At 66.9% G+C, this 21,301-nt stretch carries 24 protein-coding genes; 4 read left to right on the forward strand and 20 right to left on the reverse strand.

Translation table 11 applies throughout. From position 1 onward, the window contains the following. Window positions 1-131: 131 nt before the first annotated feature. From SRAA_RS08575 to SRAA_RS08640, 14 genes are all read right to left on the reverse strand, one after another. On the reverse strand, window positions 132-1,679 hold the full coding sequence (locus SRAA_RS08575) for a Do family serine endopeptidase (RefSeq protein ID WP_082039991.1): 1,548 nt from the start codon (window positions 1,677-1,679) through the stop codon (window positions 132-134). Between the two features lie 74 nt (window positions 1,680-1,753). Next, window positions 1,754-2,809: a MucB/RseB C-terminal domain-containing protein gene (locus tag SRAA_RS08580; protein ID WP_171820234.1), complete on the reverse strand. Its 1,056-nt coding sequence runs from the start codon at window positions 2,807-2,809 to the stop codon at window positions 1,754-1,756. Further along, window positions 2,809-3,516, reverse strand: coding sequence for a sigma-E factor negative regulatory protein (locus SRAA_RS08585; RefSeq protein WP_082039992.1), 708 nt, complete (start codon window positions 3,514-3,516; stop codon window positions 2,809-2,811). The genes SRAA_RS08580 and SRAA_RS08585 overlap by 1 nt, the downstream gene beginning before the upstream one ends. A gap of 33 nt (window positions 3,517-3,549) precedes the next feature. Next, window positions 3,550-4,185, reverse strand: a complete 636-nt coding sequence (gene rpoE / locus SRAA_RS08590) for an RNA polymerase sigma factor RpoE (RefSeq protein ID WP_045532132.1) — start codon at window positions 4,183-4,185, stop codon at window positions 3,550-3,552. Between the two features lie 142 nt (window positions 4,186-4,327). Next, complete coding sequence (locus SRAA_RS08595) at window positions 4,328-4,804, reverse strand: hypothetical protein (protein WP_045532134.1); 477 nt, start codon at window positions 4,802-4,804, stop codon at window positions 4,328-4,330. 51 nt (window positions 4,805-4,855) lie between these two features. Then, a complete protein-coding gene (gene fabF / locus SRAA_RS08600) occupies window positions 4,856-6,100 on the reverse strand; it encodes a beta-ketoacyl-ACP synthase II (protein WP_045532136.1) in 1,245 nt (414 codons plus the stop codon). Between the two features lie 7 nt (window positions 6,101-6,107). Then, window positions 6,108-6,347: an acyl carrier protein gene (gene acpP, locus SRAA_RS08605; RefSeq protein WP_029463374.1), complete on the reverse strand. Its 240-nt coding sequence runs from the start codon at window positions 6,345-6,347 to the stop codon at window positions 6,108-6,110. 138 nt (window positions 6,348-6,485) lie between these two features. Continuing rightward, complete coding sequence (gene fabG, locus SRAA_RS08610) at window positions 6,486-7,256, reverse strand: 3-oxoacyl-ACP reductase FabG (protein WP_045532137.1); 771 nt, start codon at window positions 7,254-7,256, stop codon at window positions 6,486-6,488. A 32-nt stretch (window positions 7,257-7,288) separates the two neighbouring features. Next, window positions 7,289-8,239 carry an ACP S-malonyltransferase gene (gene fabD, locus SRAA_RS08615; RefSeq protein ID WP_045532139.1) on the reverse strand — a complete coding sequence of 317 codons (951 nt, stop codon included), beginning with the start codon at window positions 8,237-8,239 and terminating at the stop codon, window positions 7,289-7,291. Window positions 8,240-8,281: 42 nt separating this feature from the next. Then, window positions 8,282-9,301 (reverse strand): beta-ketoacyl-ACP synthase III, encoded by a 1,020-nt coding sequence (locus SRAA_RS08620; protein ID WP_045532141.1) that lies wholly within the window; start codon window positions 9,299-9,301, stop codon window positions 8,282-8,284. Between the two features lie 14 nt (window positions 9,302-9,315). Further along, window positions 9,316-10,344 carry a phosphate acyltransferase PlsX gene (gene plsX, locus SRAA_RS08625; RefSeq protein WP_045532143.1) on the reverse strand — a complete coding sequence of 343 codons (1,029 nt, stop codon included), beginning with the start codon at window positions 10,342-10,344 and terminating at the stop codon, window positions 9,316-9,318. Between the two features lie 118 nt (window positions 10,345-10,462). Continuing rightward, a complete protein-coding gene (rpmF, locus tag SRAA_RS08630; protein ID WP_029463379.1) occupies window positions 10,463-10,645 on the reverse strand; it encodes a 50S ribosomal protein L32 in 183 nt (60 codons plus the stop codon). Window positions 10,646-10,835: 190 nt separating this feature from the next. After that, window positions 10,836-11,426, reverse strand: coding sequence for a YceD family protein (locus SRAA_RS08635; protein WP_045532146.1), 591 nt, complete (start codon window positions 11,424-11,426; stop codon window positions 10,836-10,838). 115 nt (window positions 11,427-11,541) lie between these two features. After that, entirely contained in the window at window positions 11,542-12,111 is a 570-nt protein-coding gene (locus tag SRAA_RS08640; protein ID WP_045532148.1) for an MFS transporter, read from the reverse strand. Window positions 12,112-12,186: 75 nt separating this feature from the next. Here SRAA_RS08640 and pdxH point away from each other — a divergent pair, with 75 nt between their 5' ends. Next, on the forward strand, window positions 12,187-12,819 hold the full coding sequence (gene pdxH, locus SRAA_RS08645) for a pyridoxamine 5'-phosphate oxidase (RefSeq protein ID WP_045533583.1): 633 nt from the start codon (window positions 12,187-12,189) through the stop codon (window positions 12,817-12,819). 15 nt (window positions 12,820-12,834) lie between these two features. On the opposite strand, the gene folK is transcribed toward pdxH, so the two are convergent. The 5 genes from folK to SRAA_RS08670 form a co-directional block, all read right to left on the reverse strand. Continuing rightward, entirely contained in the window at window positions 12,835-13,308 is a 474-nt protein-coding gene (gene folK / locus SRAA_RS08650) for a 2-amino-4-hydroxy-6-hydroxymethyldihydropteridine diphosphokinase (protein WP_231849278.1), read from the reverse strand. Window positions 13,309-13,344: 36 nt separating this feature from the next. Further along, the gene (gene pcnB, locus SRAA_RS08655; RefSeq protein ID WP_045532152.1) at window positions 13,345-15,066 is read right to left on the reverse strand and encodes a polynucleotide adenylyltransferase PcnB; all 1,722 of its coding nucleotides are present in this window, start codon (window positions 15,064-15,066) and stop codon (window positions 13,345-13,347) included. Next, window positions 15,063-15,737, reverse strand: coding sequence for a histidinol-phosphatase (locus tag SRAA_RS08660; protein WP_045532154.1), 675 nt, complete (start codon window positions 15,735-15,737; stop codon window positions 15,063-15,065). Before SRAA_RS08660 ends, pcnB begins: the two co-directional genes overlap by 4 nt. A 31-nt stretch (window positions 15,738-15,768) precedes the next feature. After that, window positions 15,769-16,464, reverse strand: a complete 696-nt coding sequence (hda, locus tag SRAA_RS08665) for a DnaA regulatory inactivator Hda (RefSeq protein WP_045532156.1) — start codon at window positions 16,462-16,464, stop codon at window positions 15,769-15,771. Between the two features lie 166 nt (window positions 16,465-16,630). Beyond that, a complete protein-coding gene (locus SRAA_RS08670) occupies window positions 16,631-17,797 on the reverse strand; it encodes an AI-2E family transporter (protein ID WP_082039993.1) in 1,167 nt (388 codons plus the stop codon). A 95-nt stretch (window positions 17,798-17,892) separates the two neighbouring features. Here SRAA_RS08670 and purM point away from each other — a divergent pair, with 95 nt between their 5' ends. Genes purM through SRAA_RS08685 form a run of 3 tightly spaced genes read left to right on the forward strand, consistent with a single transcriptional unit; the run spans window position 17,893 to window position 19,714 of the window. Continuing rightward, window positions 17,893-18,945, forward strand: coding sequence for a phosphoribosylformylglycinamidine cyclo-ligase (gene purM / locus SRAA_RS08675; RefSeq protein ID WP_045532158.1), 1,053 nt, complete (start codon window positions 17,893-17,895; stop codon window positions 18,943-18,945). 53 nt (window positions 18,946-18,998) lie between these two features. Further along, window positions 18,999-19,364 (forward strand): toxin-antitoxin system TumE family protein, encoded by a 366-nt coding sequence (locus SRAA_RS08680; protein ID WP_045532159.1) that lies wholly within the window; start codon window positions 18,999-19,001, stop codon window positions 19,362-19,364. After that, window positions 19,361-19,714: an HVO_A0114 family putative DNA-binding protein gene (locus tag SRAA_RS08685; protein ID WP_045532161.1), complete on the forward strand. Its 354-nt coding sequence runs from the start codon at window positions 19,361-19,363 to the stop codon at window positions 19,712-19,714. Before SRAA_RS08680 ends, SRAA_RS08685 begins: the two co-directional genes overlap by 4 nt. An 11-nt stretch (window positions 19,715-19,725) precedes the next feature. On the opposite strand, the gene murJ is transcribed toward SRAA_RS08685, so the two are convergent. Next, a complete protein-coding gene (gene murJ, locus SRAA_RS08690; protein ID WP_045532163.1) occupies window positions 19,726-21,291 on the reverse strand; it encodes a murein biosynthesis integral membrane protein MurJ in 1,566 nt (521 codons plus the stop codon). Between the last annotated feature and the right edge of the window lie 10 nt (window positions 21,292-21,301).

A 21,301-nucleotide genomic window follows, 5' to 3' on the forward strand; every position in this document is an offset into this window, starting at 1 on the left:
GCACTGGCAGACGCGCCCGAGGCCTGCGCCAAAGGGGCAGGTCAACCCGCCATTGTACGGGCACGGCCACGGCGGGGAAGTGGGTGTAAGAGGGATAAGCGATGGCTGCGCTGGCTGGCGATCAATCGATTTCAGGGGCGGATGATGGCGTGCAAGGTCCAGTCACCGCGGCGCACCAGCACGTTCACGGAACGGTTGGGAGGCACGGCAGTGGCCGCAACCTCAAACTCGCGCACGTTGGCCACCGGGCGGTTGCCTACCGCCACGATCACGTCGTCTGGGCGCAAGCCGGCACGCGCCGCCGCAGCGCTGGCGGCCGTCACCCAAACCCCGCCTTCGATGCGCAAGCTGCGCCGCTCGGCCGCCGTGGGCTCACGCACGCTCAGGCCCAGACGCTGCGCCGCCGGGGTGGCGGCGGGGTCGGCTTCGCGCTCACCTGCCCTTGCCACGCGCTCATCCTCGAAGGCCGCCACGGTCACGGTTAAAGTGCGCTCGGCCCCTTGGCGCCAGACCCGCACCGGTACCCGGGAACCGGGCGCGGTGCCGGCCACGATGCGCGGCAAATCGGTCGAGCGCTCGACCGGTTTGCCATCGAAGCTCAACACCACGTCGCCCGGTTCGATGCCGCCACGCGCCGCTGGCGACTGATTTTCCACCCCTTGGATCAGTGCCCCGGTGGCGCGCGGCAGCCCCAATGAAGTGGCCAACTCGCGGTCCACCGCACCGATCGCCACCCCGATGCGGCCGCGCGTGACGCGACCGGTGGCGCGCAACTGGTCGGCTACCAGCATTGCCTCATCGATCGGAATGGCAAACGAAATGCCCTGAAAGCCGCCCGACCGGGTGTAGATCATGTTGTTGATGCCCACCACCTCGCCGCGCATATTGATCAGCGGACCGCCCGAGTTGCCGGGGTTGATGGCCACATCGGTCTGGATGAATGGCAGGAACTCACCGGTTTCGCGCTGGCGCGCACTGACAATGCCGGCGGTAACGGTGCTCTCGAGCCCGAAGGGGGAGCCGATGGCCATCACCCACTCGCCCACGCGCAAGCGCGACACGTCGCCGATGCGCACCGTGGGCAAGCGGGTGGCCTCGATTTTGACCACCGCGATGTCGGTGCGCCGATCGGCCCCCACCACCCGGGCCGAGAACTCGCGCCCGTCGGTGAGCGTGACGACGACCTCGTCGGCTCCTTCGACCACGTGCGCGTTGGTCATGATGAAGCCGTCGGCACTCAGGATGAAGCCCGAACCCACGCCACGCGGCCGCTCGACCCCAGGCCCGCCTTGCGGGCCTTGCGGGCCACGCGGTCCGACACCCGGCGGCATCGGGACGCCAAAGCGGCGGAAAAACTCTTCCATCAAATCGTTCGGCGCCGCAGGGCCAGCGCCTTGGCGCACGCGCTCGATGGTGCGGATATTGACCACCGCCGGCCCGACCTGATCGACCAGCACCGTGAAGTCGGGCAGGCCGCGCACCTCCACCGGGGCGCTGACTGGGACGCTGCGTGCCGGTGCGGCTTGCGCCAGCGTGTTAGAGCCGACGGCACTGGTGGCGAGCGTGCCAGACTGCGCCTCGACCGCCTGCGGCTGCGCCAGCCAAAGCACGCCAACCAATCCCAGTGCGGCCGCGCTGGCGGCGAGGTAGCGCCGGGTAGATTGCTTAATAGGGGTCATGGTGCTGGAACTCCGGGTGGCGATAAGCAAATGTGCGCTGTGTACATTGGGCCACAGCAAGACCTTTTCAAGCCTTAACGCATGCGCTCCAGCGCCTGAATGTGCAGCAACAGGGTCTCGGGTGGCACCTCCCCCATCGCCGTCACCCAGTGCTCGGCCACGCGACGCGAGACCGAATGGGTGGCGCCTTCGGCCAACACCGCTTCTCGAGTGTGGCGCTGCGGGTTGAAAGTTTCAATGAAAAGCGACACCGAGGCCAGCCCGTCAGAGAAAATCCATTGCGCCATTGGGGCCGCTTGGGTATCTTGGCGCAGGTGCAAGCCCATAGCCTGAAAGCCGGGCACCTCGCTGCGCAGCCGCCACCCTTGCTCTTGGGCCGTGCTCGGGCGCTGCACCGGGTGCACGACTCGGTAACCGCTGGTCTGTTCGAACTGGCGCGCCAGTTGCTCCATGCGCACCGGCGCATCGAGCAGCAGTTCGGTAAACGCCACTTGCTCGAGCACGCGCCCTTGAGGGTTGCGGGTTTGCATCTTGAGCATCAAACCGGTGCGTTGCTCGGACCAAATCCGGTAGCCAAAGCGCAGCCCGTCGCCCGCCACAAAGTCCACCACCGTGGCTTCGAGTCCGGCCACCCGTTCGGTGCCTACCACGCGCGCGGTGTAAAACGCCTCGATGCGCCGATTGGGCGCACGCAGCAAGTCGGGGAACTGGCGCAAGGCTTCGCGCCGGTCTTTGTGCACCAGCTTTTGCGCGGGCAAAAAGATGGCCACTTCGTCGTTGCGGCGCATGGTGATGCGTGGCGCCCCCGTGAGCGCTTCGATGCGCTCGAACTGCTGCCGACCGTCGCACACATGCCAAATTTTGGAGGACGCGATTTCGGTTCCGTTGGAGAACACAAAGGTGCCTACGTAGGCGCGGTTGCGTGACGCCTGGTGCAAGCGATCCAACCAATACCCGATCGACTGCTGCGTGACCCCGGATTGGCTCGCGCCTGCGCTGCCGGCTGAAGCAGGTGCGACTGCAGCCGCACTTTGTGCGTGCACCACCGACCCACCCAAGGCGAAGGTGAGCAGCGCCATCCCGGCAGCAACCCCCCCGACCCGGCGGCTGAGTAAACTGAGCGTATTCATCAGGGTGCCGAGTGATCGTAGGTGGCGTTGCGCAAGAAACCGACCGGCACGTGCAAGGCGTTCATGCCCCCGTGCTGCCGGTGTGCAGCCAACAGGGTATCGAGTTGTGGGTCGCGCCACATCAGCCCCTTGGCCGTCACCACGCCTTGCAAGCCAGCGGGCTCGGAGGACTGATCCGACACCGCCACCGCTTGCGGCGCCGGGGCTTGCGCCCATTGCTGCCCTTGGTCGGTGGCGACGCCACCCAACAAAAAAGACCACGACAGGGCCGCCATGGTGGCCACCGAAGCCAATCCAGCCACCATTTTCCAACGAAACACGGCGTCGTTGGCGGCGGCTTGCGGGGGTGTCACGGTGGGCGCGGGCGCTGCCTCAACCGGACTCCGCGCCGGTGCGGGCTCTTGTGCCAAGCGGGCCAATACCGCGTCGGCAAATGCCGGGCTGGCCAGCGGCACCGGGCGCGCAGCCGAACCGCGCAGCGCCTCACCGATCCAGTGGTAGCGCGACCAGTCGGCGTACAGGTCGGTGGCGGCACCGGTGCCACTGCCCGCGTGGGCGGCTGTGGCCTGCGCCACGCGCTCGGGGGGGCACTCGCCATCGAGCAAGGCCGACAACCACTCAAGCGGGGGCGCCGACGCCTCGTCGAATACGGGAGCGGCGTCGGTTGGGCCTGAATCGGCAGCCAGGGTGGAGGGCTTAGTTTGCATGGTCGTGCGTTTTCTCAATCAGGTTGGGCCGCGTCACCAGCGCTTGCCCGTCTGGCGTTCCAGCATGGGCTTGATGCGTGCCGAAATGGCTTCACGGGCACGGAAAATGCGCGAGCGCACGGTCCCAATGGGGCAGTCCAGCGCCTGGGCAATTTCCTCGTAGCTGAGTCCTTCGATCTCGCGCAAAGCAATGGCTTGGCCCAATTCCTTGGGCAAGGCCTCCATGGCGGCGTTGACGGCCAAGGCAATCTCCTTGCTTGCCAGCAACGATTCGGGCGTTTCGGCATCGGCTACTTGCCCATTTAGTTCGAGTTCTGGCGCGGAAGTTTCATCGTCTTCGGCACGCATCAGAGAACTCATCAAAATCACCGGGTCGCGCTTGAGCTCCATCAGCTGTTTTTTGGCGGTGTTGACCGCGATCCGATACAGCCAGGTGTAGAACTGCGACTCGCCCCGAAACTGGGCCAGCGCCCGGTAGGCGCGGATGAAGGTCTCTTGGGCGATGTCTTCGACCAAGTTGGAGTCGCGCACCATGCGCCCGATCAGGCGCTCGACGCGGCGCTGGTACTTAACCACCAGCAAGCCAAAGGCGCGCTGATCCCCGGCCAGCGTGCGCTGCACCAATAGCAAATCGGCATCGGGAGGGGTAGCGGGGGCAGTTTCGGTCATGTTGAGCGCTTAGGGCGGGTCAATATACCCGATTGCAGGGGCTGCACCTGCCCGTTCGCGCGGTCGGAGTGCCGCCAGTTGCAAGTTTGTGTAAGCCCCAAGGCGGAACTTGGTGCGCGCCAAAGGCACCTTGCTGACGCCTCTACTGCAGCGGCTGAGCCAGCACGGCCGCTCGCAGCGCCCGCCATTGCCTTGGGTTTTGGGCGCGCTCCAGCCAGAGCCAACCGCGCAAACCGCTGCTGCTGCGCCAACGCAACAGCAACAGGCCCTGCAAATCAAGCACGCAGCGCAGCTCGCTCAGCTCTAGGCCGCGCCGCCACGCCGGGCTGAACCAGCGCCACTGCCCGCGCGCGGCCGCGCTGCGCCGGCGTGCCCCCGCTGGCAGGGGCTCCCAGACCAGCTCGCCCATCACTGGTGTGCGCAAGCGCCACAGGCCCCAACACAGCAGCCCCAAGCCAGCGGCCAAGCTGGCCCACCAAGCGGCCGGGGCCACGTGATCGGGGGCCAAGGCCAACCAAAGCGCCAAGCCCAGCGCCCACGCCACGGCCAGCAAAGCCAGCGCGGCGTACTCGGCCTGCTGCGCCCCGGCGGGGTAGGTGACAGGGGGCGGGCCTTGCACGGCAGGGGCTTTCAGGTGGCAAGCGCAGCAGCCGCCACGGGCGGCCCCGCCTCAAACCCGCTTGAACACCAGCGAACCGTTGGTGCCGCCGAAACCGAAGTTGTTTTTAAGTGCGACTTCGATCTTGCGCTGGCGTGCGGTGTGGGCGCAATAGTCCAGATCGCACTCTGGGTCGGGCTCGAACAGGTTGATGGTCGGCGGCGCCACCTGGTGGTGCAGCGCCAGCACGGTGAACACACTCTCGACCCCACCGGCCCCGCCGAGCAGGTGCCCGGTCATGGACTTGGTGGAGCTGATCAGCACCCGGCGCGCGTGCTCACCCAGCGCGGCCTTGATGGCGTTGCTCTCGTTGATGTCGCCCAGCGGGGTGGAGGTGCCGTGGGCATTGAGGTAGTCCACCTGGTCGGGGTTGAGGCCGGCGTTGCGCAAGGCCGACTGCATAGCGCGGCGCGGGCCGTCCATGCTGGGCGCGGTCATGTGGCCGGCGTCGGCGCTCATGCCGTAGCCCGCCACTTCGGCGTAGATGCGGGCTCCGCGGGCGCGGGCGTGCTCGTACTCTTCCAGCACCAGCACCCCGGCCCCTTCGCCCAGCACAAAGCCGTCGCGGCCTTTGTCCCAAGGGCGGGAGGCGGCTTGCGGGTCGTCGTTGCGGGTCGAGAGCGCGCGCATGGCGGCAAAGCCGCCGATCCCCAGCGGCGAAACGGTGGCCTCGGAGCCACCCGCCACCACCACGTCGGCGTCGTTGTACTCGATTTTGCGCGCCGCTTCCCCGATGCAGTGCAGGCCTGTGGTGCAGGCTGTGACGACCGCCAAATTGGGGCCCTTGAAGCCAAAGCGCATCGACACATGGCCCGAGATCATGTTGATGATCGAGGCCGGGACGAAAAAGGGCGAGATGCGGCGCGGCCCGCGCTGCGTCAGCTCGGCGTGGGTGGCTTCGATCAGGGGCAAGCCACCGATGCCCGAGCCAATGATGCAGCCGATGCGGCAGGCTTCTTCCTCATCCAACTCGGCCCCGGTGCGCAAGCCGGCGTCGGCCACGGCCTGCGCCGCAGCGGCGATGCCGTAGTGGATGAATGTGTCCATGGTGCGCGCTTCTTTGGCACCGATGTAGGATTCGAGGTCGAAGCCCCGCACCTCGCCCGCAATTTTGCAGGCAAAGGCGGAGGCATCGAACTTGCTGATGGGTCCGATGCCAGAGCGGCCCGCGAGCACGCTGGCCCACGCCTCTGGCACCGTGTTGCCCACGGGGCTGATGCAGCCCAGACCGGTTACGACAACACGGCGGCGGCTCATAGGCGACTCAGCCTTTCTGGTGTGCCAGCGCGTAGTCGATCGCGTGCTGCACGGTGGTGATTTTCTCGGCGTCTTCGTCCGGGATTTCGATGCCGAATTCGTCTTCTAGGGCCATGACCAGTTCCACGGTGTCGAGCGAGTCGGCACCCAGATCGGCCACGAAGGCTTTTTCGTTGGTGACCTGGGACTCTTCCACGCCGAGTTGTTCGGCGATGATTTTCTTCACACGTGCTTCGATGTCGCTCATAGTTCCCTCTGTGGGTGGTTGAAATGCAAGACCGGCATTCTAGCCGGGTCGGTTTGGGTGCTTAAAAAACAGCCCGGCCAGACGCCAGTGGTCGGTCTAGTGGCCGATGTTAGCTCAAGTGCGCCGGAGGGATCCAAATCAGGGCATCAGCATGCCGCCGTTGACGTGCAGCTCCTGCCCGGTGATGTAGCCCGCCTGCGCGCTGGCCAGGAAGGCCACGGCCTGCGCCACGTCGGCCGGTTTGCCCAGGTGCCCGAGCGGAATCTGGCCCAGCAGCGCCTGCTGTTGCGCCTCACTCAGGGCGGCGGTCATGTCGGTTTCGATGAAGCCCGGTGCCACGCAGTTGACCGTGATCTGGCGGCTGCCGAGCTCGCGCGCCAGCGCGCGCGTCAGGCCCGCCACACCGGCCTTGGCGGCGGCGTAGTTGGCCTGCCCGGCGTTGCCGCTGGCCCCCACCACGCTGGTGATGTTGACGATGCGGCCCCAGCGCTGCTTCATCATGGGGCGGATGACGGCGCGGCTCAAGCGAAACACCGCTTTGAGGTTGGTGTCGAGCACCGCGTCCCAGTCCTCGTCCTTGAGGCGCATGGCGAGCATGTCGCGCGTGATGCCGGCGTTGTTGACCAGCACGTGCAGCGCCCCGTGTTCTTTGACGATGGCTTCGATCAGGGCTTCGGCGGCGGCGGCGTCGTTGACATCGAGCCGCACGCCTCGGCAACCGGGGTGCGCGGCCAGCGCCTGGCTGATTTTGGCGGCGCCGTCGTCGCTGGTGGCGCTGCCGATGACCTGGTAGCCCCGGCGCGCCAGTTCCTGCGCGATGGCGGCCCCGATGCCGCGCGTGGCGCCGGTAACCAAGGCCACTTGGGCGGCGGGGGCGGAGGCTGGGTTGCTCTGTGTGGCTTCGCTCATGGAGTGTGTTCCTGCGGTTGCGGCTGGCGCGCTCAACCCAGTTGGGCGCGCAGTGCCACCAGTGTAGCCGGGTCGTAGAGGGCGGCGCTGCCCAATTCGGGGTCGATGCGCTTGACCAGCCCGGCCAGCACCTTGCCGGGGCCGCACTCGACCACCGTGCGCACCCCACGCGCCTTGAGCGCCTGCATGCACTCGACCCAACGCACCGGCCCAAAGGCCTGGCGGTACAGCGCGTCGCGGATGCGCTCGGGTGCGCTCTCGAAGGCCACGTCGATGTTGTTGAGCACCGGGATTTGTGGCGCAGCCAGCTCGGTTTGCTCCAGCGCCACGCGCAGCCGTTCGGCCGCGGGCCGCATCAGGCTGGAGTGGAAGGGGGCCGAGACCGGCAACGCCAGTGCGCGCTTGGCCCCGCTGGCCTTGAGTTGCTCGCAGGCGCGCTCCACCGCCGCCTTGCTGCCAGCGATGACGGTTTGCGCCGGGTCGTTGAAGTTGACCGCCTGCACCACCTCGGCGCTGCCGGGGTCAAAGCTGGCTTGCACCTGGTCGCAGCCGGCGCGCACCTGCTCGGCGCTCAAGCCCAGAATGGCGGCCATGGCCCCGGTTCCCACCGGCACCGCGTCTTGCATGGCTTGGGCGCGCAGGCGCACCAGCGGCGCGGCTTGCGCCAGTGTCAGCACCCCGGCCGCCACCAGCGCCGCGTACTCGCCCAGCGAATGCCCGGCCAGTGCCGCCGGCAGCGCACCGCCTTCGGCGCGCCAGATGCGCCACGCCGCCACCCCGGCGACCAGCATCACCGGCTGGGTGTTGGTGGTGAGCGCGAGTTCTTCTTTGGGGCCTTGGTGGATCAAGCGCCCCACGTCCTGGCCCAAGGCCGCACTGGCCTCTTGCAGGGTTTCGGCCAGCACCGGGTGCGCGCCCCAGGCGTCCAGCATGCCCACCGACTGCGACCCTTGACCGGGAAAAACGAAAGCAAAATCAGACATTTCTGCAAACTCCTTACAGGCTCACGGGGGCTGGGTTGTGTCTTAGAAGCGCAGCAGCACCGCACCCCAGGTAAAGCCACCGCCCACGCCTTCGAGCAGCAGCAACTGGCCCGGCCGCACCTGGCCCGAGCGCACCCCGTGATCGAGCGCCAGCGGGATGGAGGCCGCCGAGGTGTTGCCGTGCTCGTGCACGGTGACGATGACCTTGTCCATGCCCAATTTGAGCTTGCGCGCCGTGCCCTGCATGATGCGGATATTGGCCTGATGCGGAATCAACCAATCAACGGCTGCGGCTTCGATTCCGGCCTTGGCCAGCACCGCGCGGGCGGCCTCTTCGAGCACCCCGACGGCGAGCTTGAACACCGCCTGCCCATCCATCCTGAGCAGCGGCGCGCCGCGCACCAAGCCGCCGCTGAGGCTGCCTGGAACGCACAAAATGCCGGTGTGGCGGCCGTCGGCGTGCAGATCGCTGGCCAGCAGCGCCGGCCCGCTGCCGTCGTGTTCGCAGGCTTCGAGCAGCACCGCCCCGGCGCCGTCGCCAAACAGCACGCAGGTGCCGCGGTCGTTGAAATCGAGCAGGCGCGAAAACACCTCGGCCCCCAGCACCAGCGCACAGCGCGCGCTGCCGGTGCGGATCAGGGCATCGGCCACCGTGAGCGCGTAAATGAAGCCGCTGCACACCGCCTGCACATCGAAAGCCGCCCCGCCCGCCGCGCCCGGCAAGCCTTGGGCTTGCGCGTGCTCGCTGAGCTTGCGCTGCAAGATGGTGGCGGTGGAAGGAAACACCATGTCGGGCGTGGAGGTGGCGACCACGATCAAGTCCACATCGGCCACCTGGCGGCCGGCCGCTTGCAGCGCTTGCAGGCTGGCTTGCAGCGCCAGATCGCTGGCCTCGCTGCCTTCATCAATAAAGTGCCGGGCCCGGATGCCGGTGCGCTCGACGATCCACTCGTCGCTGCTCTCGATGCCGCGCGTGGCCAAGTCGGCCACCAGGTCGGCATTGCTGACGCGCCGCGGTGGCAAGTAGCTGCCGGTGCCGGTGATGCGGGTGTAGCGGGTCATGGGCGGTTTATGGATTATTCAGGCACAGACAGGGCCAAGGGTGCGGCGGCGGCGATGCGCTCTTGCACCCGCTGCAGCAGTTGTTTGTCAGCGGCCTCGAAGGCGCGCTGCAAGGCCTGCTCGAAGGCAAAGGCATCAGCCGAACCGTGGCTTTTGAACACCAGCCCGCGCAAGCCCAGCAGCGCCGCACCGTTGTAACGCCGGTGGTCCACGCGGTTTTTGAAGCTGGAGAGCACCGGCCACGCCACGGCGGCGGCCAACTGGCTGTACCAGGTGCGGGAGAATTCTTCGCGTACAAAGCCGCCGATCATGCTCGCCAAGCCTTCGCTGGCTTTCAGCACCACGTTGCCCACGAAGCCGTCGCAGACCACGATATCGACCGTGCCCTTGAACAGGTCGTTGCCTTCTACGTTGCCGTAAAAATTGAGGTCGCCGTGTTCGGCGGCGCGGCGCAGCAACACACCGGCCTGTTTGATGACCTCGTTGCCCTTGATCACCTCTTCGCCGATGTTGAGCAGCCCCACCGTGGGCGCCACCTTGCCGCTGGCGGCCACCAGCGAGGTGCCCATGAGGGCAAACTGCAGCAGGTGTTCGGCGCTGCAATCGACATTGGCCCCCAGGTCGAGCACGGTGGTGGCCGTGCCCTTGGCGTTGGGCATTTGGGAGGCAATCGCCGGGCGGTCGATGCCGTCCAGCGTTTTGAGCAGGTAGCGCGCAATCGCCATCAGGGCGCCGGTGTTGCCGGCCGAGACCGCCACCTGCGCCGCCCCGCTCTTGACCTGCGCGATCGCCACGCGCATGGAAGAGTCGCGCTTGCGCCGCAGCGCGACCTCGACCGGGTCGTCCATCGCCACCACCTCGGTGGCGGGCACCACGGTGCAGCGGCTGGCATCCAGTGCCGCTGGCAGCCGCGCCAGCGCCTGCGGCTGGCCGACCAGCAGCAAACGGGCTTGGGGGTTGCGCGTTAAAAAAGCCGCACACGCCGCCAAGGTAACGGCAGGGCCGTGGTCGCCCCCCATGCAATCGACCGCCAGCGTGATCAAGACCCTCTACTCCAAGAACGGCCTTTGCACACCAGCGACGCCCCTGGCACCAGTACCTGAAATGGAGCTTGCGCGAACACAGGCACGGATGTGGACGCAGGCGCTGACGCGGGCCGGATCAAGCCTCGGACTTGCTCTTTAGCACCTGCCGGCCCCGGTAAAAACCGTTCGGGCTGACGTGGTGGCGCAGATGCACTTCGCCGGTGCTGGGCTCGACCGCCATGCCCGGCACCGTCAGGGCGTTGTGCGAGCGGTGCATGCCGCGTTTGGACGGCGATTTTTTGTTTTGCTGAACGGCCATTGCAGGCTCCTTGATGAAAATGGGCGGCCCAAGGAGCCATCCCGAATATGCGACAGCGCACTGCCACGGCAGCACCCACGAAGAGTCACCCGAGTGCGAAACCTTGCATTATAACGCCCCATTTGCCGCCCAGCAATACCCAAGCCAGGCATGGATTCCAGCGCCCGCCGGTCGGACCCCGCACCCCCGATCAATCGGGTTTGCGCTGCGCCAACACCCCGAACGGGTTGGGGCGCTGCGGCACCTCCACCCCGGCTGCCGCTGCTTCGGCATAGCCTGGCAACGCCTTGGGGCAGGCCTCGTGCATGGGCACCAAGGGCAGCGCCAGCAGCAACTCGTCCTCGATCAGCTCCTGCAAGTTAAAACGCGGCGCCCAGACCAGCAGGTCTTCGTCGCTGCCCTCGTCTTCAGCTTGGGCGCGCGCTTCATCAGCCACGAAGCGAAACCAGCGCTCGTCTTGCATGGGCTCCAAAAAGGGTTCGAGGCAGCGCTGGCACCGCAGCGGCACCTGGGCGCTCCAGCGCAGATGCAGCCACAACTGGCGCCCTTCGCTGCGGCCCGCACCCGGGACGGGCGCCGGGTCGGCGCGCCACTGGGCCTCGGCCTGCCAGCACAACGGCTCCAAGGCAGTGGGCCAAGGTGGCGCATCGGCGCCCCAGCGTGGCAGATCGGACAGCGCCAGCTCGCCTTGCAGCGCCTGCGCGCTGTCGGCCAAGGCACGCAGGTCGAGGGCGCTGGGCCGGGGCTGGGACGCGGGGATGGGAGGGAGTGAGTTGGGCATCGGGCTGGGGCTGACCGAGTTGGGCCAAGTGGGGGGGTGAGCGGACAGATTTTAAGCCGCCAGCGTAGCGCAAGACCACCGCACCAGACCCGGCGAACCGTGGCAGCAGCCGGTTTCAGACTGCCTGCGTTTCTTCTAGGCGCAGCAGCACCAAAATACCCAAAAAGTAGATGGCCGCCACCACCCAAGCCACCGTCATAAAGCTCACTTGAACGCCCACCAAGCCAGCCGCAATCATGGCCACACCAAAGATGATGCCTCCTGCCCCCCAGTAATTTCCCATGCCACGGCCCCTGGTGGCTTTGCGGGTCACATCACCCAAGTAAACGGCTTCGATGGTGTCCCAGGATCCATCGGTCAATCCGTCCAGCACCAGCACCAGCAGCAGCGCGCCATAGGCCCAAGGCTGCTCCAAATACGGGATGAGCGGATAAGCCAAGTAAACGCACACGCTCAGGCACGCAGTCGCCACCAGAAAGGGCTTGCGCCCATAGCGATCCACCCAGCCGCCCACGAAGTAGGTGCCCACCGAGTCCATGATGGCGATGATGCCCAGCCCCACCCCCGCCGCCACGATACCGTCCATCTCGTACAAGAAGGCAATGAGGAACGGATAGTACAAACCGTCGGCCAACGAAAGCAGCGCGTTGGCGAAGTAGATCGTCTGGTAGCCTCGGGCGCTCATTGCTCATCCTGATTGCCGCAAGTGTACGGCGGCACGCGCTTGAACACCCCGCCCAGCGTGCCATACTTGCACCCCATGAACATCGCCGACTTGCGCAAAAGCTACGAACGCGCCGCCCTGAGCGAGGACGACTCGCACCCCGACCCGCTGCTGCAGTTTGGCCGCTGGTTCGAGGAAGCGCTCAAAAGCGAGCTGCCCGAACCCAACGCCATGACGCTGGCCAGCGTGGGCAGCGACTTGCGCCCGAGCACGCGCGTGGTGCTGATCAAAAGCTACGACGCCCAAGGCTTGGTGTGGTTCACCAACTACGACAGCCGCAAAGGCCAGGAGCTGGCTGGCAACCCGTGGGCGGCGCTGCAGTTTCACTGGGTCGAGCTGGAGCGCGTGGTGCGCATCGAGGGGCAAGTCGAGCGCGTCAGCGATGCCGAGAGCGACGCCTACTTCCAGAGCCGGCCGCTGGAGCACCGCATCGGGGCCTGGGCCAGCGCGCAGAGCCGCGTGCTCTCCAGCCGCGCCGCGCTGGTGGCGCAGGCGCTCAAGTTTGGGGCCCAGTTCATGCTGCAACCGCCGCGCCCCCCGCACTGGGGCGGCTACCGGCTGCGGCCAGACCGCTGGGAATTTTGGCAAGGCCGCCCGAGCCGATTGCACGACCGGCTGCGCTACCGCCTCGAAGGCTGTGCTTGGGTGCGCGAACGGCTCTACCCCTGAACCTCTGTTCGTGCGTTAGGCCAGTTTTTCGATGCGCTGCCCCGCCACCCGCGCCAGCGCGGCGGCGCTGACGCGCTCGGGCGCAATCTCGGCCAACGGCAGCAGCACGAAAGCGCGCTCGTGCAGGCGCGGGTGCGGCAGCGTGAGCCAGTCGGACTCGATTCGCGCCGCGCCGTATTCGAGCAAATCGAGGTCCAGCGTGCGCGGTGCGTTGCGCCAGGGGCGCTCGCGCCCGGCGGCCTGCTCCAGCGCTTGCAGGGCGCGCAGCAGGTCGGGGGCGCTTAAGCCAGTCTGCAATTCGGCCACGGCGTTGATGAAATCGGCCCCTTCGGCCTGCCACGGCGCGCTGCGGTACAGGCTGGAGGCGCGCAGCAGCCGGGTGTACGGCAAGCAGCCCAGCGCCTCGAGGGCGGCGCGCACGCTGGCGCAGGCATCGCCCAAGTTGGCCCCCAAAGCCACCCAAGCCTGCACCGGGGGGCGTGGCGGCACGGCACTCAGCGGCACAGCACGGCAGCCGGCGCGGCTTTAGTCGGCCAGCGGGGCGTTGCGGCCCGGGCTGCTAGGCGGGCCCGCATCGTTGGCCTCGGCCGGGCCACCCTCGCGCTGGCTGGCCGGTTTGCGGCGGCGGCGGCGTTTTTTGGCTGCGGGTGCGGCCTCGTCGGTGGGGTGCTGCGGGTGTTCGGCAGCGGCATCGTCGCCGCGCTCGAAACGCACATCGTGCGCTCCTCCATCCTGCCCCTCGTTGCGAACCTGATCCTGCCCCTCATGCTGCGCGTCTGCAGCGCCTAGCCGGGCCTTGCCGGACCCCGGCTCCGCCCTCCCAGCGCGCCCCCCCACCGCACCCGCGCGCGCCCCGCCCTTGCCCGCCGCCGGGCGCTTGCGCTGCTGCTCCAGCCGCACGGTTTCGAGCATGTCGCGCCGCACCGCCTCGTTGGCCAGGCTGAAGGTTTCCCACCAGTGCGAGAGCTCCTCGTCGAGCTCGCCGACCTGGGCGCGCAGGCGCAAAAAGTCGAAGCCGGCACGAAAACGCGGCTGCTCGATCAGTGAAAACGGCGTTTGGCCGCTGCGCTTGTCAAAACGCGGCTGCATCAACCAGATTTCGCGCATATCGGCCGCCAGCTTGCCGCGCCCCGACACATCGCCGATGCGCGCATCGAAGGCCTCATCCACCGCCTCTTGCAGGGCGGCAAAGGCGCTGGCCCCGGCTTGCTGGCGCCGCTCCCAGCCGGCGCGCACATCGCTCCAGAGCACGCAAGCGAGCAAAAAGCTAGGCACCACCGATTTTTCTTCGGCCACGCGCCGGTCGGTGTCTTGCAGCGCGGCGCGCACGAAGGGATCGTGGGCGCGCTGCACCACCACGTCGAGCAGCGGGTAAATGCCTTGCGCCAGCCCGAGCCCCTGCAACTGCTCGATGCTGGCCAAGGCGTGGCCGGTTTGCAGCAATTTGAGCATTTCATCGAACAGGCGGCTCGGCGGCACTTCGGCCAGCAGCGGCAGGCTGGCCAGCAGCGGGGCGCGGGTTTTGCTGTCGAAGTGAAAACCCAGGCCGCTCAATTTGGCCGCAAAACGCACTGCGCGGATGATGCGCACCGGGTCTTCGCGGTAGCGCGTGGCCGGGTCGCCGATCAGGCGCAGCACGCGCTTTTTGGCGTCGCGGATGCCGTGGTGAAAATCGACCACCACCTCGCTCTCGGGGTCGTAGTAGAGCGCGTTGACGCTGAAGTCGCGCCGTGCCGCGTCCTGCTCCAGCGTGCCCCAGACGTTGTCGCGCAGCACCCGGCCGCTGGCATCGACGGCGTGCCCAACCCCGGCCAGCGCCGCCCGGTGGCTGCGCTCGTTGCCACTCACCTGCTCGGCATCGGCGCTGTCGAGGTAGGCGCGCAGGGTCGAGACTTCGATCACCTCGTGCTCGCGCCCGCGCCCAAACACCACGTGCACGATGCGAAAGCGCCGCCCGATGATGAAGGCGCGCCGAAACAGTGCCTTGACTTGCTCCGGGGTGGCGTTGGTGGCGACGTCGAAATCTTTGGGGCGCAACCCCAGCAGCAAATCGCGCACCGCACCGCCCACGATATAGGCCTCGTAGCCGCCGCGCTTGAGGCTGTGCAGCACGTCGAGGGCGCGTCCATCGACCAGCGAGGGATCGATGCCGTGTACCGCCACCGGCACGTCTTCGCGCTTGCCCAAGGGGGAGGCCTTGGCTTTGGGCGTTTTGCCCAGCAGCCGGTTGATGAAGGATGTGATCATGCCAGTGTTTCAAACAGGTCGAGAATGCGCCAGCCGCGTTGTTGCGCCAGCGCACGCAGGCCGGGCGAGGGGTTGGTGGCCACCGGCACGTTGGCTTTTTCGAGCAGCGGCAGGTCGTTCAGGGAATCGGAATAAAACGTGGTGTGCACCGTGTCCCAGCCCAAGCCGCGCGCCGCCAGCCACTGCTCCAAGCGCTGCACCTTGCCTTCGCGAAACGAGGGCGTGCCCGCGATCTCGCCGCTGTACCAGCCATCGGGGCCGCGCGCCAGCTCCACCGCCAGCAGCTCTGCCACGCCCAAGGCGTGCGCGATCGGGCGCGTGACGAACTCGTTGGTGGCGGTGATGATGAGCAGCAGATCGCCAGCGCGCCGGTGCTGCTCGACCAGCTCCAGCGCGGCAGGCAGTATGTGCGGCTCGATGACTTCGCGCATGTACTGCTGGTGCGCGGCGGCGGCGGCCTGCGCACCGCGCTCGCGCACGGCGGCGGTGCTAAAGCGCACGTAGTCGTGGATGTCAAGCGCGCCGGCCTGGTACTGGGCAAAAAATTCGTCGTTGCGGCGCGTGAAGGTTGCGGCGTCGGTCCAGCCGAGGCGGGTGGTGAACTGGCCCCAGGCGTGGTCGGAATCCAGCGGCAGCAAGGTGTGGTCGAGGTCGAACAGGGCCAGTTTCATGGATTGATGCAATGGGTTGGTGGTTGGGTTTTCAGGTTTCACAGCTTTCTTCGAGCATGGCTTTGAGCAGGGGCACGGTGAGCGGGCGCTGGGTGCGCAGCGCGTAGCCGTCGAGCCGCTCCAGCAGCGCCATCAGGCTGCCGAGCTCGCGCGCAAAGCGGCCGAGCATGAAGTCGAGCAGCTCGTCGGGCAGGTTCAGCCCGCGCGCGCTGGCGGCCAGTCGCAGCACGCGGCGGCGCTCGGCGTCATTCAAAATCGGCAATTGGAACACATGGCCCCAACCCAGCCGGGTGCGCAAGTCGGCTCGCAGATCGAGGTCGGTCGGTGGCCGGTCGGCCGCGGCCAGCACCCAGCGTGGCCGGCCGTCGGTGGGGGTGAGCGCGTTGATGCTCCAGTTAAAGGCCAGTGCCTGCTGCGCGCTGTTGTAATGCTGGCAGTCGTCGAGCAGCACGGCGGCCCAGTGGTCTTCAAAATCGGGCAAGACCTGGCTGCCGGGGTCGAGCCAGCCCACCGTTTGGCCCTGCTGCTGCAGCGCCAGCCGCACCGCGTGCAGCAAATGCGTTTTGCCGCTGCCGGACGCGCCCCAGATGAAACTGGGCACGCTGGGGCATTGCGGCTGCGCCAGCACCTGGCGCAGGTGCGCCACGGCCGGTTGCGCGGCGTCGGCAAAAAAATTGTCCAGTGTGGGCGGCGCGGCCAGCCCGAGGTCAAGCACCAGTTGCTGCATCGGCTTAGAGGCTGAGGGTTTTTCGGCCGTGCCCGAAAGGCGCGTCAAAACACCCACGATCTAGGCGCAAAGCACAGTCATAGCTCGGGCTATGGCGAGCATTTGCAACGACGAGCGTGGGTGTTTTGGCGTGCAAGGCGGGCATGGGTGAAAGACTCTCAGCCTCTTAAGCGGGCGGGTTCCCGGCGGGGCGCTCGGCGGGCGCAAGCGGCGGCGGGGCGCTGACCGGAGCCGAACCCGCTGTGGGCGGCGGCACCATGCCGTCGGTGAAAAGCGCGCTGCTTTGGTAGAGCCCCTGCAAGCGGCCCAGCGCCACCACCAGCACCGCGCTCACTGGCAGCGCAATCAGCACACCCACGAAGCCAAACAGGTGCCCAAAGGCCATCAGGGCAAAAATCACGGCGATCGGGTGCATGCCGATGCGCCCGCCCAGTACGCGCGGCGTCAGGTACAGGCTCTCGATGAGCTGCCCCAACATATAGACTGCACCCACCAGCAGCACCCCCCAAAGGGTGCCAAACTGCAGCAGCGCCGCCAGCAGCGCCAGCACCATCCCGACCCCAAAGCCCAGAAAGGGCACAAACATCGCCAGCCCGGTGAAGACACCGATCGGCAGCGCCAGATCGAGCCCGACCAGCATCAGCCCGGCGGTAAAAAACACCGCCATGCTGCTCATCACAATCAACTGGCCACGCAGGTACTGGCCCAGCACCTGGTCGGTATCGTCCAGAAAGCGCTGCGTCGGGGCGCGCCAGCGCGGCGGCACCAGCAGCTTGGTGTGTTCGATCAACCAATCCCAGTCCAGCAACAGGTAGTAAGCCGCAATCGGGGTGAGCACCAGAAAACCCAAGGCCGCCAGCAGGGCGCTGCCCCCAATGCGCAGCGACGACAGCGCGTACTCGACCCACTGCCCCTCCTCCCCGGTGATGAGCCGCTGCAACAGATCGCGCACCATTGCCACGTCGATCTGCGCGCTCACCCCTAGGCGCTCGCCCAAGGGCGCAACCCAAGCGTTGAAGCCCTCCAGCAGCAGCGGAATCTGGTCGCGCAGCAGCGGCACCTGGTGCGTGATGACGGGAATGATCAGCAACAGCACCGCCAACAGCACCAGCACCAGCAGCGTGAGCGCCAACCCCGCCCCCAGCCAACGCGGCACCCCACGCCCGTGCAGGCGCTCGACCGCCGGGTGCAGGGCGTAGGCCAGCACCGCCGCCACCAAGAAGGGCGTGAGCACCGGGGCCAGCAGGCCCAGCAGCAGCCAAGCCAGCACAGCCAAGCCGAGCCAAGCGAGCACGCGCAATTGCGAGGGGGAGAACAGCGTCGGTGGGGCCATCAAATTGAGGGTGTCGGATTGGGGAACAGAAAAGCGATGGGCATCGAGGCCGGGCAGGCCAGTAAAATCAGCCCATTCTATAGTGCCCACACCAAATGACCACGACCCCCCTTTCCTACAAAGACGCTGGCGTTGACATCGAGGCCGGCGACGCGCTGGTCGAGCGCATCAAGCCCTTGGCCAAAAAGACCATGCGCGAAGGGGTGCTGGCGGGCATCGGCGGCTTTGGCGCGCTGTTTGAAGTGCCCAAGCGCTACCGCGAGCCGGTGCTGGTTTCGGGCACCGACGGCGTGGGCACCAAGCTCAAACTGGCCTTCGAGTGGCAGCTGCACGACACGGTGGGCATCGACCTGGTGGCCATGAGCGTCAACGACGTGCTGGTGCAGGGTGCCGAACCGCTGTTTTTCCTCGACTACTTTGCCTGCGGCAAGCTCGATGTGGACACCGCTGCGGCGGTGGTGGGCGGCATTGCGCGCGGCTGCGAGCTGGCCGGCTGCGCCCTGATCGGCGGCGAAACCGCCGAAATGCCCGGCATGTACCCCCCGGGCGAGTACGACTTGGCCGGTTTTTGCGTCGGGGCGGTGGAAAAATCGCTCATCCTCACGGGCCAGACAGTGGCCAGCGGCGACGTGGTGCTGGGCCTGGCCTCCAGCGGTGTGCATTCCAACGGCTTTTCGCTGGTGCGCAAGTGCCTGGAGCGCGCCGGCCCCAACCTGCCCACCACACTCGACGGCCAGCCCTTGCGCCAGGCCCTGATGGCCCCGACGCGCATCTACGTCAAAAACGTGCTGCAGGCGCTGGCGCAGCACCCCTGTGGCGGCGCGGCCGGTGGCATCAAGGCGCTGGCGCACATCACCGGCGGCGGCCTGCTGGAAAACATCCCGCGCGTGCTGCCCGAGCAGCTGGCGGCCGAGCTGGTGCAAGGCAGTTGGCCACAAAGCGAGCTTTTTGCCTGGTTGCAGCGCAGCGCCGGCATCGACGATTTCGAAATGAACCGCACCTTCAACAACGGCATCGGCATGGTGCTGGTAGTCGATGCCGCTGCCGCAGCCGCCGTGGCCGCCACCTTGCGCACGCAGGGCGAAACGGTGTATGAAATCGGGCGCATCGCACAGCGCGGTGCCGGGGCGGCGGTGCGGGTGGGGTAGCGTGGGTGGGGTCGTGCGCCCCAAGAACTATCATCTACTGATATAGTTCGAGCATGCACCGAGACACCGCGATCGACGCCTTGCTGGATCTAGACGGCTCGATCCTGGATCAAGGTGGCGGCTACTGGATCAAGTTGCAAGCGTGGCGGGTTGAGACGACCCTCGCGATTCCGCACGGGATACGCTATTGCCTCACGCTGCACGAACCCCACGGCAAACGGGTCTTGGGCTATGACAATGCCCACGCCGTCAAGCCGCCCAAAAAGTTCAAGTACGCCGGGCGCATCTTGGCCTACGACCACCGGCACCGCCATGCGACAGACCAAGGCGTGCCGTACGCATTTCTGGATGCGCAGCAACTCATGAATGATTTTTTCGCAGACGTTGATCGCGTTTTGCAGGAGGTTAAGCAAAGATGAAAACGATTGTGATCGGCATCATGCCGCAAGAGCAAATCCGCCAACGGGTGCTGGCGATTGCCCAAGGTGCGTACAAGCCCAAGGCCAGCGAGCCAAAAATCTGGTTCACCTCCATGAAGTCGCTGGCCGAGGTGTTGAGCGACGACAACCGTGCCTTGCTCAGGGTGATCACCGAAACCCAGCCGGCCTCTATTTCGGCCCTAGCGCTGGCCACGGGTCGCAAGGCCAGCAACCTGTCGCGCACGCTCAGGACCCTGTCCAATTACGGCATCGTCGATCTCAAGCGCGAAAGCAAGCACGTGCGCCCGGTCGCGATGGGCACAGAGTTTAGAATTTTGGCTGCTGCGTAATCGTCCCCACCCTACATCCGCACCAGCCGCCGCAGCTTCACCCCGGCCAGCAGCAGGGTGCCGAAATAGACCAGCGCCGCACCCACCAGCAGCCCGAGCATGGCCAGCAGGCGCTGCCACACCACCACCTCCTCATGCACCCAGTTGAACTGGCTGCTGGCCCAGAGCAAAAACAGCGCCAGCAGCGCGCTGGCGGCCAGCACCTGCAGCGTCAACACCAGCCAGCCCGGCTGCGGCTGGTAGGAGCCGCGCTGCAGCAGCCCGATCAGCAACCAGCCGGCGTTGATCAAGGCCCCCAGCCCAATCGCCAGCGCCAGCCCGGCGTGGGCCATGGTGGGCACCAGCAACAGGTTGAACACCTGCGTCAGCACCAGCACCACGATGGCGATGCGCACCGGGGTTTTGATGTCTTGTTTGGCGTAGAAAGCCGGGGCCAAAATCTTGATTGCGATCAGCCCCACCAGCCCCACGCCATAGCCCATCAGCGCCAGCGCGGTCTGGCGCACATCAAAGGCCGTGAACGCGCCGTAGTGAAACAGCACCGCCACCAGCGGCTCGGCAATCGTCAGCAGCGCCACCGCACTGGGCACGGCCAGCAGCAGCACCAGGCGCAGACCCCAGTCGAGCATCTGGCTGTAGCGCGCCGGGTCGGCGGCGGCGCTGGCGGCCGCCAGTTGCGGCAGCAGCACCACGCCTAGCGCCACCCCCAGCAGCGCGGTCGGGAACTCCATCAGCCGGTCGGCAAAGGTGAGCCAGCTCACGCTGCCGGTGGCCAGGTGCGAAGCAATCTGGGTGTTGATGAGCAGCGAGATTTGCGCCACGCTCACCCCCAGCAGCGCCGGCAGCATGAGCGTGAGGATGCGCTGCGTGCCCGGGTTCTTCCAGGCCGAGCGCAGCGCCGAGAGGCGCACGCTCACACGCGGCAGCAGCCCGAGCCGCTTGAGCGCCGCCAGTTGCACCGCCAGTTGCAGCACGCCGCCAATCAGCACCCCACCCGCCAGGGCAAAAATCGGCTCGATGCCGATGGACTCGAACCACGGCGCGCCCCAGGCCGCAGCCACGATCAGCCCCACATTGAGCAGCACCGGGGTGGCGGCGGGAACGGCAAAGCGCTTCCAGGTGTTGAGCACCCCAGCCGCCAGCGCCACCAGCGACATGAAGCCGATGTAGGGGAACATCCAGCGCGTCAGCGCCACGGTCACGTCGAAGGTGTAGGGGTCGCGCGCCAGCCCGGCGGCCATGCCCCACACCAGCAGCGGTGCCGCCAGCACGCCCACGATGCAGGTGAAGGTGAGCGCCCAGGCCAGCACCGTGGCCACGCGGTTGATCAAATCTTTGGTGGCTTCGTCGCCCTCTTGCTCGCGGGTGGCGGCCAGCACCGGCACAAAAGCCTGGCTGAAGGCCCCTTCGGCAAACAGGCGCCGCAGCAGGTTGGGGATGCGAAAGGCGACGTTGAAGGCGTCCGTCATGGCGCTCACGCCAAAGGTGGCGGCGATCAGCAGGTCGCGCACCAAGCCGCTGATGCGCGAGAGCAGGGTCAACAACGAGACGACGGAGGCGGATTTGAATAGCGACACAGCGCGAGTG

Origin of the sequence: Serpentinimonas raichei (genome assembly GCF_000828895.1) — a bacterium.
In the GTDB taxonomy this organism is placed as follows: domain Bacteria; phylum Pseudomonadota; class Gammaproteobacteria; order Burkholderiales; family Burkholderiaceae_C; genus Serpentinimonas; species Serpentinimonas raichei.

What these genes read in the sequence shown, in the direction of transcription:
- rpoE (WP_045532132.1), bottom strand. Translation starts at nt 4,185, where the DNA reads ATGACCGAAACTGCCCCCGCTACCCCTCCCGATGCCGATTTGCTATTG.
- SRAA_RS08680 (WP_045532159.1), top strand. Translation starts at nt 18,999, where the DNA reads ATGCACCGAGACACCGCGATCGACGCCTTGCTGGATCTAGACGGCTCG.
- SRAA_RS08685 (WP_045532161.1), top strand. Translation starts at nt 19,361, where the DNA reads ATGAAAACGATTGTGATCGGCATCATGCCGCAAGAGCAAATCCGCCAA.
- SRAA_RS08580 (WP_171820234.1), bottom strand. Translation starts at nt 2,809, where the DNA reads ATGAATACGCTCAGTTTACTCAGCCGCCGGGTCGGGGGGGTTGCTGCC.
- SRAA_RS08660 (WP_045532154.1), bottom strand. Translation starts at nt 15,737, where the DNA reads ATGAAACTGGCCCTGTTCGACCTCGACCACACCTTGCTGCCGCTGGAT.
- SRAA_RS08635 (WP_045532146.1), bottom strand. Translation starts at nt 11,426, where the DNA reads ATGCCCAACTCACTCCCTCCCATCCCCGCGTCCCAGCCCCGGCCCAGC.
- rpmF (WP_029463379.1), bottom strand. Translation starts at nt 10,645, where the DNA reads ATGGCCGTTCAGCAAAACAAAAAATCGCCGTCCAAACGCGGCATGCAC.
- hda (WP_045532156.1), bottom strand. Translation starts at nt 16,464, where the DNA reads ATGCAGCAACTGGTGCTTGACCTCGGGCTGGCCGCGCCGCCCACACTG.
- SRAA_RS08620 (WP_045532141.1), bottom strand. Translation starts at nt 9,301, where the DNA reads ATGACCCGCTACACCCGCATCACCGGCACCGGCAGCTACTTGCCACCG.
- purM (WP_045532158.1), top strand. Translation starts at nt 17,893, where the DNA reads ATGACCACGACCCCCCTTTCCTACAAAGACGCTGGCGTTGACATCGAG.
- SRAA_RS08575 (WP_082039991.1), bottom strand. Translation starts at nt 1,679, where the DNA reads ATGACCCCTATTAAGCAATCTACCCGGCGCTACCTCGCCGCCAGCGCG.
- acpP (WP_029463374.1), bottom strand. Translation starts at nt 6,347, where the DNA reads ATGAGCGACATCGAAGCACGTGTGAAGAAAATCATCGCCGAACAACTC.
- fabG (WP_045532137.1), bottom strand. Translation starts at nt 7,256, where the DNA reads ATGAGCGAAGCCACACAGAGCAACCCAGCCTCCGCCCCCGCCGCCCAA.
- SRAA_RS08585 (WP_082039992.1), bottom strand. Translation starts at nt 3,516, where the DNA reads ATGCAAACTAAGCCCTCCACCCTGGCTGCCGATTCAGGCCCAACCGAC.
- fabD (WP_045532139.1), bottom strand. Translation starts at nt 8,239, where the DNA reads ATGTCTGATTTTGCTTTCGTTTTTCCCGGTCAAGGGTCGCAGTCGGTG.
- fabF (WP_045532136.1), bottom strand. Translation starts at nt 6,100, where the DNA reads ATGAGCCGCCGCCGTGTTGTCGTAACCGGTCTGGGCTGCATCAGCCCC.
- pcnB (WP_045532152.1), bottom strand. Translation starts at nt 15,066, where the DNA reads ATGATCACATCCTTCATCAACCGGCTGCTGGGCAAAACGCCCAAAGCC.
- SRAA_RS08670 (WP_082039993.1), bottom strand. Translation starts at nt 17,797, where the DNA reads ATGGCCCCACCGACGCTGTTCTCCCCCTCGCAATTGCGCGTGCTCGCT.
- SRAA_RS08640 (WP_045532148.1), bottom strand. Translation starts at nt 12,111, where the DNA reads ATGAGCGCCCGAGGCTACCAGACGATCTACTTCGCCAACGCGCTGCTT.
- pdxH (WP_045533583.1), top strand. Translation starts at nt 12,187, where the DNA reads ATGAACATCGCCGACTTGCGCAAAAGCTACGAACGCGCCGCCCTGAGC.